Consider the following 12,009-nt stretch of genomic DNA (forward strand, 5'->3'; position numbering starts at 1 on the left):
CTCGGACGCTACCCCTGCGTATGCCGTGCGGTACGTTCTTAAAGATGTCTCGTTTAACTGCCGCCGTTGCCGCCGTTGCTTTGTCACTGTCCCTCACCGCATGCGCGGGCGAGGAAGACCTGATCGAGGGCGTGCCCGCGTTCCCTGTGGACGAGCCGGGTGTCACTGTCGTCGATACGGGCGAACATGCTCGCGTGTTGTCGTACACCGAGAACGCCGAGCCCTGGTCCACCACGGTTGCGGTCTCGTCCGGTGTCGCGCAGACAGTGGGCGATCAGGTCCGGGGCGGCGATGTGGCGATCACGACGTTGCCGCTGGACATCTCGGTTGGTGACGCACCTGAACCCGGCGAGGGAGAAGCAGCTGCTTCTCGACGAATCGACTTCACCGTCGGCTCCGGCAAACACTCCAACCTGGACATCGGCCAGGACGTCGCCGCCACTGAAGGCTTCCGCATGAGCTGGCGTGGCGACGACTCTGGGAAGATCTCCACCATCAAACTGCTCGCCCCACCGGAAGCACCGGAGCGCGGCCTGCAGCATGTGGAGCCCGCCCTGCTGGCGCTGATCACCCAAAACGTCGTGTTCCCCACCGAACCAATCGGTGAGGGTGGCGTGTGGAAGGTGGAAAACCGAGTCGCCGGCGACAACACGATGTTGCGCACCACCACCTACACTGTCGAGTCGCTTACCGATTCCACCGTTGACCTCGCCGTCGACATCGAGGAACGCCCCTCGGAAAAGGACATGACGATCGACGCCGATGCCGCCGGGGACCTCAACGGCCAGCACATCGAGGTGGAGTCCTCTTCCACCACGTCGAAGGGGCACATCACCGTCGATTTCTCCCGCCCGTTGCCAGTGTCAGGCGAGGTGGAAGCGACAACCCACCTGGTGTACTCCGGCGGGGAGCAAACAACCCGCGTGGTCCAAGACATCACGCGGGCTGTGCGGTACGGCGCTTAACTTACAGGCCAGGAGCTGCCGGAGGCGCCTGCTCGGCTGGGGCTTCGGCCGGGGCCTCAGCCGGTGCGGCCGGTGCGGCCGGTGCGCCGGTGTTGCACATGTCCGGCACCTGCTCCGGCGGCAAGGTGTTGCTGACCAGGAAGCACGCCCAGCTTTGCGAGATCTTCCAGTGGCCCTCCTCGTACACAAACTCCACATCCTCAGCCAGCTGCGATTCCGCGTCCGGTCGGGTGAAGTTCACCGTCGCCAACACCGAGTTGGTGGTGTAGCCCGGCAACACCGGGTTGACCACCTGGAAGTTCGCGCCTGATTCCTGCTGAGACTGGGTCATCAGATCGAACAGTTCCGGCGTGGTTTCGCCACCCTGGACGGTGTTCGCGCGTTCTGCGATGGGCAGGTTCGGGTCGGCAGCGCGCTGCAGGACTGCGTTGAGCTCTTCTGCGGTGGGCATTTCTGCCACGGGCGCTGCGTCGGATGCGCTTGCCTGTTCGGCTGCGGTGGTGGTGTTCTCCGTGTTGTCGGACTCGCCCGAGCAGGCGGTCAGACCCAGCGCGAGGCTGGCCGCTGCAAGTGCCGCAGCAAATCGCTGTGCTTTCACGTGTTCTCCTTGCATACCTTGATTGACTTGCTCAACGTTACTGCACTGAAGCCCATTTCTGGCACTCTGGTGCACATGACCGTCTACGTTGTCTCCACCGGAGGCACCATCGCCTCCACCGCCGATGTGTCCGGCGCACTGGTGCCCACCCTGTCCGCCGACGAACTTGTCGCCCGCAGCAAAACAACCCGTGACGTGCGAACTCGCGAGATCGCGAGCCTGGATTCGTCGTCAATGGGGCTCGCCGACATCGACCGCCTTCGTGCGCTCACTAGCGCATTGCTTAACGACGACACCCTCACCGGCCTCGTCATCACCCACGGCACCGACTCCTTGGCAGAAACCGCCCTCGCGTTAGAACTCGTCCACCGCGATGAACGGCCCGTCGTGTTGACCGGTGCGATGCGCTCCGCCGATCATCCCCACCCTGACGGGCCCGCAAACCTGCGTGGCGCGATCGAGGTGGCCGCCACCCAACGCGGCGGTGGCGCCTTCGTTCACTTCGGTGGCGCAACCTTGCCTGCACGCGGCCTACGCAAGCGGCACACTACCGATCTGGACGCCTTCGACGTCCCCGTTTCACTGCGCCGACCTATGCCTGTCCCCGCTGCGCCATTGGACGGCTTGTTCGTGCCGATCCTGCGTGCATGGCCAGGTGACGACGGCACCGTTGCACATCTTGTCGCCTCGAAGTCCCCCGACGGCGTCATTGTCGAGGCCCTCGGTGCCGGCAACGTCTCCGACGGCACCGGCGAAGCACTTCGCGACATGCTGCGCCGCGGCATCCCCGTAGTGATTGCCACTTCTGCCCCCTACGGTGCAGTGACCTTCGCCTACGGCGGCGCAGGTGGCGGCTCTACCCTCGGCGACCTCGGCGCGCTGCCCGCCGGCCATCTCTCCCCCGGCCAAGCTCGTATCGCACTGCTCACCGCCCTGGCCACCGGTGTGAATCCCAGCTCACTGCTCTGACAGCCAGTCCTCCCACGCCAACGAATCGACGGGGTCGGCCGGGACGAGCGCGGGATCGTCGCTACGCAAGCTCTTGACCCTGCCAGGCCCCGTCGCGCGAGTTTCAAACCGCACCGTGACCCACCCTTTGCCGGCCCCTTGCACCCAACCGTGCCCAAACTCAGGGTGAAACACGTCCTGGGTAGCCCGCCACTGCCCTGGCGTGTCTCCCATCTCTGAGACCACCTCGAGTCCAGCCGGTGCGGCATGATCACTCACCCCAGTTTCGTAGTCCTCCGCCACCGGCGCCGGCTTCACAATCTCCTGATCCAACTCCGGAAACAACACATCCTGCAGCGCATCCTCCAGGCCCGAATACGACACCCCCACAAGCCTGATTGGCCCGACTTCGTCCGGGTAACGCACCAGTCGAAACGCCGTTGCGAGCAGGGTTTCCGCATCGTCGGTTGCATACGGCAGGGTCGCCGAGCGGGATTCGATGCGAAAGTCCGCCATCCGCAGCTTCACTGTCACCGTGCGAGCCCCTCTCCCGTCCTTGAGCAACCGTCGATGCGAATCCGCTGCCGCACGTTCCAGCGCAGTGTCTACCTCCGACGGCTGGGTTAAATCGTTCGGGTAGGTGTGCTCGGAGGAGATCTGCTTCGCCACAGCACGCGGGGCAACCGGCCGCTCATCCACACCGCGAGCAAGCCACCACAGCTGCTTGCCCACCGCACCACCAATCGCGATATCGAGTTCTTTCTCGGTCAGCGCCGCCAAATCCCCAATCGTCTCGATCCCCGCCGACGCTAACTTCGCCTCCGTCACCGGCCCCACACCCCACAACTCATTGACCGGCATCGGATGCAGGATCTCTAACTGTTCTTCATGCGGGATGACAAACACTCCGTCCGGTTTCGCGCGGCCCGAACCAATCTTGGCGTATTGCTTGCCCGACCCAGCTCCGATCGAGCTCGGCAAGCCAGTCTCCTCCTTGATCTCCGCGCGCAACTGGTTCGCCCACTCACGCACCTCGTCAGGGGTAGCACCAATGAGCTCAGCTGGCTCCATGAAGGCTTCATCGATGGACAGTTGCTCCACCACATCAACGTGCTTGCTAATCACCTCGAACACTCGCCTCGACGCGGTCGTGTACACCGCCCGCCGGGGTGCCACAAGAACTGCTTTTGGCCCCACCAGACGTGCCGCCCGGTGTGTTGGCATGGCGGAGCGCGCCCCATACTTTCTTGCCTCGTAACTGGCGCCCGCCACGACCCCGCGGCCGGTCACACCCGCAACGAGCACTGGCCGCCCTTTCAGCGTGGGACGGGTGAGCTGCTCACATGACGCGTAGAACGCGTCCATGTCGATATGCAGCACCCAGCGAGTCATGCCACCACTGTGCACCACCGCTACCGCCGAGTTCCAATTTCGTCATTCATCGAATGAGGTACCCGTGATGAAATCCAGGCGACGCGGCAACCCTCGCCCGCGGGAAACAAACCGCGCACCATCGTTAAACGTGAAGAACAGGTCGGTTCCCCTGCTTTCAATTGTGATCGTCCCGTGGCTAACCTGCGAGTGACAACTCGAGCACAGTGGAATGAGGTTATCCATGTTGGTCGAGCCACCATGCTCCCATTCTCGGATGTGGTGGATCTCAATAAACCGGCGATGCGAGCACCCAGGCATGGCACATTGATACCCCCACGTTGCTAGCAACGCCTGCACCTGGCCGTCAGTGGCGAACCGCTGTGCACGGCCGACGTTGATGGTCAGCCCATGTTTGTCCATCAAGTGCAACCGCACCACGGCGTTAGCAAGGTAGCTTCGCACATCCTCTGACCGTGCGGCACGGTTTTCGGGCATCCAACAGCCCCCGCCCTGATTCACCATGAGATTGACCTGCACACCGGGGCTACGAAGCGGACTAATCGGGTGAGCCCGCACCATATCCACCATGGCCAGCAACGCTGCGTAAACGTCCTGTTTCTCCGGAGGCCCGTAGCGCGAAACCGTCTTCGCGATGTCTTCGGCGGTGATCTTTGTCCGTTTCCGTGGTTCGCGATCCTGCTCAGAGGCGACAGCATCCTTGGCGTTGGTGGCGTCGTCGATAAGCAGTTGCACCTTTTCAGGATCGTTGAGATCCTCCGGATCGACGTCCTCCAGACCAAAACTGGCCAACTGCGCCATTTTCAGCGCGGTCAGAAGTTTCTGCCCAGCCACGGGCCTCGAACGCAAGCATGCCATCGTCGCACTCGCTGGCCCGGGCGAAGGGCTCGGTCGGCTCATCGTCTTTCGGCCCGGCACCGGCGAGCACAAGTTTCAGGTCCGAAAACGCCAGAGACAACGCAAGAGCGACAAGCTCCTCTTCGTTTTGCTCGTCTAGAAACTGCAGGAGAAAACGAACCGTCGAATACGGCATCACCCCAGACTCAAACGCCTCGAATAACCGGCGATACCTGCGCAGGCCCCGGGCAACCCTCACATACTCAAAGGCCGTCGGTTCGGGCAGGTTGAGTTCCCTACGCAACCACGTCGCGGTCGACTTCTCCCCATACTGCGACGCGAGATCCTGCTCATCGAACTGCCCGACTGCTTCAAGCATCCGCGCACGATGGTGATTGGCCGAAAGGTGGTTGACCTTAATCCGGTCTTCGAGCACCTCTGCCGACAAATCATTCGTTCGATCAGCCACCCACTGGCTCACTGCAACTGTCATGTTCACACCCCTTGTTTACAAACATTGACACCTTTATATATCGAATAGGTGTGCGAGTAAATAGTTTTCCTCAAATCTACCCAAAGAGGCCATTCCCCCACCTTGGCTGCGCAGCTTTTTCACTATGCCGCTGCATAGTTTGGAGCAGACGGCGGTTCTTTGTTCGAAAAACTATGCCGCTGCATAGTCGACACATTCGTCGCCACGATGTGTCACCATGACATCTGTGAAGATCATCCAAACGTTAATCTCGGTAGCGCTCGCATCCGCGACCACGCTCACTGCGCTCACTGCCTGTTCCGGTGCAGAAGATATCGCCGCCGATGCTCCCGAGACCAAACTGACACCGACTGAGGTCGCCGAATTATGTCAGAACGCCGCCAGAAACGCGTCCACCGCCGACGGCGTTGCCTACGACGCCCTAACGGTCTATGCACACGAAGTGCCCACCGACGCAATCACAGGACAGACGTTCGACAGCGAGATCTCCGGTTTTCTCAGCAATGACGAATACATCGGTGAATTCACATTCCGCTGCACGATCGACGGCTCCGACGCCCAAGTGAGCAATTTTTATTTCCCTCCCGAGAACTTTCTCGCCCCGCAATCGGAATCCAGCCCCACAAGGCAAGCACAGCGACAGCACGCACAGCCGCAGCAACCACAGGCACAGGCCGTGGACCCGCAACGCATCGACCCACGAAACAACGGCGCGGGAGTAACCGGCAGGGACGACAACCTGGGCATTTACTATCACAACAAACAAGACTGGCTGTTTCTCGAGGCTCCGGGCAAGGTTGTACCTGGCGCGAAGATTTACAACGTGAACAAAAGCTACTGCTCTACTGGTTTTATCGCGTCGCGGGAAAACCGCACATTCATCGTTACTGCCGGGCACTGCGGCGATGTGGGTGACCAGTTCTACGTCAATGACCAATACGGCGGGTCACTGGTTGTGGGCGAGATGGTCGAATCCTTCTACGAGCGCGACAACACGGGCTTTATCGGCACCGACATCGGACTGATTGAGATTTACGACGATGCCAAGCCGTACGTGGATTCCGCACTGCCCGTAAATTCCCGATTGAAGGGCTGGATCACCCCAGCACAAGCGGGGCAAGGCAACATGACCATTTGCCGTCTCGGTGCCACCACTGGCTACTCCTGCGGCAAATTCGTCGAGGTAGATAGGGCCGGCCAATTCGTGTTTCGCAACATCGCTGACAGAGGCGATTCCGGAGGCGCGATCTTCGCGTTCGACGGCACGGACGCATGGGCGCTAGGGGTGACGTCGAACGGCAGCGACTACAACAAGACGCTCACCAGCGGCATGGAAATCGCAGGCGCAATGCAGCACTGGGGCCTCACGCTTCACGGCTAGCCCCTAAAAACACTATGCCGCTGCATAGTGGTCCGGGTCAGGATCCACTATGCAGCGGCATAGTCCGTCAGCGCCTAATTCTTGCGAACGGTGGCGGTCACACCGTCGACAACATCATGGCCTTCGACTGGTTCGGTGACCACATCGAAGGAGGTTGCCAACGTTTCAGCGGCGATGTGCTCTGCGTGACGACGAGCCCACTCCTCCTTCTCAGCCGGCACCGCAAGCACAACCGCAATGCGATCGGAGACCTCAAGGCCCTCACGCTTGCGCGCATCCTGCAGGCCACGGATGACATCGGCGGCCCAGCCTTCAGCCTCGAGTTCCTCAGTGACGTTGGTGTCCAGGACGACGAGGCCGACGGCGGCGTCGGCGTCGACACGCGCAGTGCTCTCCGGGTTCTCGGCGACGAGGCGCTCGGTGTAGAGCTCCGGAGTCAGCACGATGTCTCCGTCGACCACCACGTCGTCGCCACGACGCTCATAGTTGCCAGCCTTGACGTTCTTGATCGCGCGCTGGACATCCTTGCCCAGCTTCGGACCAGCAATCTTCGCATTAACGACGACCTCGAACGAACCAGCCGAGTCCACATCCGCGGTGAGCTCAACGTCCTTGACGTTCACTTCGTCGCGAATGGTGGAGCGGAACGGCTCAAGTAGATCAGCCTCTGGCAGAGCAACAGTGAGCTTCGGCAGTGGAAGACGGTTACGCAGCTTGTTCGCCTTGCGTACCGACGACGCCGCCGAACACACCGCACGCGTCGCATCCATCGCAGCGACCAGGTCAGCATCCGCCGGCAGGTTGTCTGTCTTCGGGAAGTCAGTCAGGTGCACCGAACGGCCGCCGGTGAGACCACGCCAGATCACCTCAGAGATGTACGGCAGCAACGGCGCGACGGTACGGGTCACGACTTCAAGCACCGTGTAAAGCGTATTGAACGCCTCCGGGTGGGCCTCCTGGCCTTCCCAGAAACGGTCGCGGGAGCGACGCACGTACCAGTTGGTCAGGGTGTCCGCGAAGCGACGCACCTCATCGCAAGCATCGGCGATGCGCGTGTCGTCGAGAGCCTCGCCCACGGCCTCCACCAAGTCGTGGGTCTTGGCCAGGATGTAACGGTCGAGCACGTTGTCGGAATCCACCGACCACTGAGCGTCCTCAGAGGAGTACAGCTGCAGGAAGGTGTACGCGTTCCAGATCGGCAGCAGCGCCTGGCGCACGCCCTCGCGGATGCCCTGCTCAGTGACGATCAGGTTGCCACCACGCAGGATCGGCGAAGACATCAGGAACCAACGCATCGCGTCGGAACCGTCGCGGTCGAAAACCTCGTTGACGTTCGGGTAGTTGCCCTTGGACTTGGACATCTTCTGGCCGTCGGAACCAAGCACGATGCCGTGGGCGACGACCTTCTTGTACGCCACACGGTCGAACAGCGCGGTAGACAGCACGTGCTGGACGTAGAACCAGCCACGGGTCTGGCCCGAGTACTCGACGATGAAGTCAGCCGGCTGGCGAGCGTCGTGCTCCTCGCGGTTCTCAAACGGGTAGTGGTACTGCGCAAACGGCATAGAGCCGGATTCGAACCAGCAGTCGAGCACGTCCGGCACGCGGCGCATCATGGACTTACCGGTCGGGTCGTCCGGGTTCGGACGCACCAGTTCATCAATGTGCGGACGGTGCAGCGACTTGGGGCGCTCACCGAAGTCACGCTCGAGCTCATCGAGGGAACCGTAGACATCCACGCGCGGGTACTCCGGGTTATCGGATACCCACGCCGGCACCGGGGAGCCCCAGTAGCGGGTACGCGAAATGTTCCAATCGCGAGCGCCTTCGAGCCACTTGCCAAACTGGCCATCGCGGATGTGCGACGGGATCCAGTCGATCTCCTGGTTGAGCTCGACCATGCGGTCGCGGATGTCCGTGACCTTCACAAACCAAGCCGGCAGCGCCATGTAGATCAGTGGCTCGCCGGAGCGCCAGGAGTGCGGGTAAGAGTGGACGATGGTCTGGTCACGCACGACACGGCCCTTGGCGCGCAGGTCGCGGATGATGTCGCGGTTCGCGTCGAAGACCAACTTGCCTTCGTAGTCCGGAACCAGCGAGGTGAACTTGCCGTCGGCGTCGACGGGGATGACCAAATCGATGCCGTAGTCCTGGCAGGTGAACATATCGTCTTCACCGAAGGCGGGCGCCTGGTGGACGACACCGGTGCCGTCCTCGGTGGTGACGTAGTCCGCGTTAAGCACCATGAACGCGTTCTCATGATCGCGGAAGTAATCGAATACCGGCTCGTACTCCAGGCCCTCGAGCTGGGCGCCGGTGAACGTGGAGATGACCTCGTACTCGCCGAGTTCCTTCGCGTATGCGCCGAGCAGGTTCGTCGCCAAGAGCAATGGCGTATCGACGACACCCTCATCCCCCGGCTTCACCAACGAGTATTCAACCTCCGGGTGAACCGCCAACGCCAAGTTCGACGGCAGCGTCCACGGCGTGGTGGTCCAGGCGATCGCAGCCGCATCGTGCAGTTCAGGGTGCTCAGCCCACGTCTTCTCCGCAGCGTAGCCGGCGCGCCCGCCGGTGAACGGCATGGTGACGGTGACGGTAGGGTCCTGGCGGTCGCGGTAGGAATCGTCGAGACGCGTCTCCTGGTTGGACAACGGCGTGTGCTCTGCCCAGGAGTACGGCAGCACACGGAAGCCCTGGTAGATCAAGCCCTTGTCGTAGAGCTCCTTGAACGCCCACATGACAGATTCCATGTACTCCGGGTCCATGGTCTTGTAGCCGTTCTCAAAATCGACCCAACGAGCCTGGCGGGTGACGTACTCTTCCCACTCGCCGGCATAGTGCATGACGGACTTGGCGCAGTACTCGTTGAATTTCTCCAGACCCATGTCATGGATCTGGGCTTTGTCAGTGATGCCGAGCTGCTTTTCTGCCTCAAGCTCCGCAGGCAGACCGTGGCAGTCCCAGCCGAACACACGCGGCACATGGAAGCCAGTCATCGTGCGGTAGCGCGGAACGATGTCCTTGACGTAGCCCGTCAGCAGGTGGCCGTAGTGAGGCAGACCGTTAGCAAACGGCGGGCCGTCATTGAACACGTATTCTTCGCAACCTTCACGCTGCTCAAGCGATGCCTGGAACGTTTCATCCTTGTTCCAGTAGTCGAGCACAGCGCGTTCCATCTCGGGAAACTTGTCGCTGCCTCCGGTCATATCGACCTTAGGGTAGACGTTGCCAACCATGACACTCCTCCACACACAATCTGCAGGGACGCATGTGCTGCGCGGTACCACCCTGCTTGGGGCGAAAGCCCCCACTTCATTTGTGGTGAAGGAAGTGACGTCTTCCCATTTAACGTCCGGTTCTAATAAGCATGATGCCGTTCTTCCGGAATGCTCCCCGGTGATAGCCGGATCAAAGCGTTACGCCCGGAAGTGTAGCACTCCCGGGCGTTGAGGTTTTACTTCTCGTTCGGCGCCGTAGTTGAGCGGGCCTCGAGTTCCTCGAGCTGGGACTCAAGCAACGTCTTCAGGCGAGTACGGTACTCGCGCTCGAAGGTGCGCAGCTCCGCAATGCGGTTCTCCAGAGCAGTCTGCTGCTGCTTCACCGTGTTCATAATCTCGGTGTGCTTGCGCTCTGCATCTGCCTTGAGCTTGTTGGCCTTCTCCTCCGCTTGGCGGATCTGGGCCTCGGCGCGGGAAGCGGCCTCGCCAGTGGTCTCCTCGGCCTTCTTCTGGGCCTCGGCGACGAGCTGCTTGGCGCGAGTCTCCGCCTCCTGCAGCTGAGACTGGGAGCGGGTCTGAGCGTCCTGCAGTTGCTTCTTGGACTTCGCCTCAGCCTCGGCCACCTCACGCTCTGCAGCGCTGCGTGCGTCTGCCAGCATGGAGGTTGCCTCTGCCTGGGCATCGCTGGTCAGACGGTCTGCCATCTCCTGTGCAAGGCCGAGCACCTTGGCAGCCTGGATGTGCGAATCCTGCGAAGGCTCTGCCTTCTGCGGGGCGGTGTTGACCGCCTTGGACACGCCTTCAGCCGGACTCTTCGCAGCCTGTGCGCGAGCTTCCTCAGCCTGCTTGCGGGCTGCTGCCGCATCTTCCTTGGCAGCCTTAGCCTCAGCCTCGGCCTTGTCCTTGGCTTCCTTCGCGGAACGCAGCTGCGCCTCGTAGTCAGCGCGGATCTTCTGCTCCACCTCGCGGCGGATTGCAGCCTCGTCTGCGGAAGAACCGGCTGCTGCCGGTGCCGCTACGCCAGCGCCACCCTCTTCGAGTCGTGCGCGGAGCTCTTCGTTTTCATCCTGGAGCTGTGCAAGCGCGTCTTCAACCAGGTCGAGGAACTGATCAACTTCGTCCTCGTTGTAGCCCCGCTTGCCAATCGGGGGCTTGCTGAAAGCGACATTGTGCACGTCAGCTGGCGTCAACGGCATTTGCGTTCCCTTCATGTTCTTGTAACGGACCCGCGTCTGCGGGTCGCGAATGCGCCCCACGTTACGGGAACGTACTTAATTTGTCTGCTGAATTGTAACTGTTTCGTCTACACAACGCACATGACAGCGCGCTAATGCAGTGCCGGAACGATCATCGTCGCCCGAATAACCATCTGGAGCAGCGAAAGCGCCAGGAATAGCACGATCACGCTCACGTCGAGCCCCACTCCCCCGTTCAACCTCAACGGGGGGATGAGCTTGCGCAATGCAAACACTGGAGGGTCGGTGATCTTGAACAGTGGTTCCGCCACCATGATGAACCAGTGTGGCGGGTCGAAGTGCTTCGAGAAGGCCTGAATCATCTCAATGATGATGCGCACGACGACAAATAGCGAGTAGATGCCGATGACGGCGTAGAGAATTGCTCCGATAAGTGCCACGCGTTCACACCCTACAGGTTCGCTAGCGCAGGCCTGCAGAGCGCTTCAGCGCATCTTTGTCCACGTTGGCGTTTTCCGGGACGATGGCAAACAGGCGCTTGCGAGTGTCCTCACCACGGGACAGGTTGTGCATGCTGCCGCGCAGGCCGAAGCACAGGCCAGCAGCAAAGTCGACGATGCGCTTCGCGTCGGCGGTATCCAGGTCGGTCAGATCCATAACCACTGCGTCGCCATCGCGGAACGGCTCGCCGATCTCCTTGGCATCGTTGTAATTACGCGGAGACACGTTGACGATGCGCGGGGTCGGACGGTAGCTGGCGCGTGTCGACGACACCTCGCGGTGGTCACGTTCATAACGCGACGGACGCTCAGCACGGTCGTACGCGCCAGCGCCAGCAGTCGAGGAAGTTTCGGAGTAGCGCGAATCCTCAAAGTAGGCGTCGTCCTCGTTGTTCTCGATCGGACCGAGGCCGAAGAATTCTTTTGCGCTGCCAAAGAAGGACATAGTGGGGCTCCTTGGGGGTGGTTTTGCGATGAA

General features: G+C 61.4%; 11 protein-coding genes. 3 read left to right on the forward strand and 8 right to left on the reverse strand.

Going from position 1 to position 12,009, the window contains the following annotated elements:
- Positions 1–44: 44 nt before the first annotated feature.
- Positions 45–965, forward strand: a complete 921-nt coding sequence (locus HMPREF2736_RS05905; protein WP_083308108.1) for a hypothetical protein — start codon at positions 45–47, stop codon at positions 963–965.
- Position 966: 1 nt separating this feature from the next.
- Here the strand turns inward: HMPREF2736_RS05905 and HMPREF2736_RS05910 are convergent, their stop codons facing one another.
- Positions 967–1,563: a WKL family lipoprotein gene (locus HMPREF2736_RS05910; RefSeq protein ID WP_070570073.1), complete on the reverse strand. Its 597-nt coding sequence runs from the start codon at positions 1,561–1,563 to the stop codon at positions 967–969.
- Between the two features lie 75 nt (positions 1,564–1,638).
- Between HMPREF2736_RS05910 and HMPREF2736_RS05915 the strand changes: the two genes are divergently transcribed.
- On the forward strand, positions 1,639–2,532 hold the full coding sequence (locus tag HMPREF2736_RS05915; RefSeq protein ID WP_070829194.1) for an asparaginase: 894 nt from the start codon (positions 1,639–1,641) through the stop codon (positions 2,530–2,532).
- Here the strand turns inward: HMPREF2736_RS05915 and HMPREF2736_RS05920 are convergent.
- Genes HMPREF2736_RS05920 through HMPREF2736_RS12380 form a run of 3 tightly spaced genes read right to left on the reverse strand, consistent with a single transcriptional unit; the run spans position 2,521 to position 5,233 of the window.
- Positions 2,521–3,903, reverse strand: a complete 1,383-nt coding sequence (locus HMPREF2736_RS05920; protein ID WP_070450902.1) for a DNA polymerase IV — start codon at positions 3,901–3,903, stop codon at positions 2,521–2,523. The two genes, HMPREF2736_RS05915 and HMPREF2736_RS05920, sit on opposite strands and share 12 nt — an antisense overlap.
- Positions 3,904–3,945: 42 nt before the next feature.
- The gene (locus tag HMPREF2736_RS05925) at positions 3,946–4,695 is read right to left on the reverse strand and encodes an HNH endonuclease signature motif containing protein (RefSeq protein WP_210399444.1); all 750 of its coding nucleotides are present in this window, start codon (positions 4,693–4,695) and stop codon (positions 3,946–3,948) included.
- The gene (locus tag HMPREF2736_RS12380; protein WP_070829092.1) at positions 4,643–5,233 is read right to left on the reverse strand and encodes a hypothetical protein; all 591 of its coding nucleotides are present in this window, start codon (positions 5,231–5,233) and stop codon (positions 4,643–4,645) included. Before HMPREF2736_RS12380 ends, HMPREF2736_RS05925 begins: the two co-directional genes overlap by 53 nt.
- Before the next feature lie 217 nt (positions 5,234–5,450).
- Here HMPREF2736_RS12380 and HMPREF2736_RS05935 point away from each other — a divergent pair, with 217 nt between their 5' ends.
- On the forward strand, positions 5,451–6,614 hold the full coding sequence (locus HMPREF2736_RS05935; RefSeq protein WP_070450898.1) for a S1 family peptidase: 1,164 nt from the start codon (positions 5,451–5,453) through the stop codon (positions 6,612–6,614).
- A gap of 74 nt (positions 6,615–6,688) precedes the next feature.
- On the opposite strand, the gene ileS is transcribed toward HMPREF2736_RS05935, so the two are convergent.
- The 4 genes from ileS to HMPREF2736_RS05955 all read right to left on the reverse strand — a co-directional run bounded on the left by ileS (position 6,689) and on the right by HMPREF2736_RS05955 (position 11,976).
- The gene (gene ileS / locus HMPREF2736_RS05940) at positions 6,689–9,853 is read right to left on the reverse strand and encodes an isoleucine--tRNA ligase (protein WP_070829094.1); all 3,165 of its coding nucleotides are present in this window, start codon (positions 9,851–9,853) and stop codon (positions 6,689–6,691) included.
- A gap of 218 nt (positions 9,854–10,071) precedes the next feature.
- Positions 10,072–11,031 carry a DivIVA domain-containing protein gene (locus HMPREF2736_RS05945; protein WP_070829095.1) on the reverse strand — a complete coding sequence of 320 codons (960 nt, stop codon included), beginning with the start codon at positions 11,029–11,031 and terminating at the stop codon, positions 10,072–10,074.
- A gap of 131 nt (positions 11,032–11,162) precedes the next feature.
- Positions 11,163–11,471 carry a YggT family protein gene (locus HMPREF2736_RS05950; protein ID WP_070450893.1) on the reverse strand — a complete coding sequence of 103 codons (309 nt, stop codon included), beginning with the start codon at positions 11,469–11,471 and terminating at the stop codon, positions 11,163–11,165.
- Between the two features lie 22 nt (positions 11,472–11,493).
- A complete protein-coding gene (locus HMPREF2736_RS05955; RefSeq protein WP_070483971.1) occupies positions 11,494–11,976 on the reverse strand; it encodes a cell division protein SepF in 483 nt (160 codons plus the stop codon).
- Positions 11,977–12,009 lie beyond the last annotated feature (33 nt).

This window comes from Corynebacterium sp. HMSC036E10 (genome assembly GCF_001836265.1).
GTDB classification, from domain to species: Bacteria; Actinomycetota; Actinomycetes; order Mycobacteriales; family Mycobacteriaceae; genus Corynebacterium; species Corynebacterium coyleae.

What these genes read in the sequence shown, in the direction of transcription:
- HMPREF2736_RS05905 (WP_083308108.1), top strand. Translation starts at nt 45, where the DNA reads ATGTCTCGTTTAACTGCCGCCGTTGCCGCCGTTGCTTTGTCACTGTCC.
- HMPREF2736_RS05915 (WP_070829194.1), top strand. Translation starts at nt 1,639, where the DNA reads ATGACCGTCTACGTTGTCTCCACCGGAGGCACCATCGCCTCCACCGCC.
- HMPREF2736_RS05920 (WP_070450902.1), bottom strand. Translation starts at nt 3,903, where the DNA reads ATGACTCGCTGGGTGCTGCATATCGACATGGACGCGTTCTACGCGTCA.
- HMPREF2736_RS12380 (WP_070829092.1), bottom strand. Translation starts at nt 5,233, where the DNA reads ATGACAGTTGCAGTGAGCCAGTGGGTGGCTGATCGAACGAATGATTTG.
- HMPREF2736_RS05935 (WP_070450898.1), top strand. Translation starts at nt 5,451, where the DNA reads ATGACATCTGTGAAGATCATCCAAACGTTAATCTCGGTAGCGCTCGCA.
- ileS (WP_070829094.1), bottom strand. Translation starts at nt 9,853, where the DNA reads ATGGTTGGCAACGTCTACCCTAAGGTCGATATGACCGGAGGCAGCGAC.
- HMPREF2736_RS05945 (WP_070829095.1), bottom strand. Translation starts at nt 11,031, where the DNA reads ATGCCGTTGACGCCAGCTGACGTGCACAATGTCGCTTTCAGCAAGCCC.
- HMPREF2736_RS05955 (WP_070483971.1), bottom strand. Translation starts at nt 11,976, where the DNA reads ATGTCCTTCTTTGGCAGCGCAAAAGAATTCTTCGGCCTCGGTCCGATC.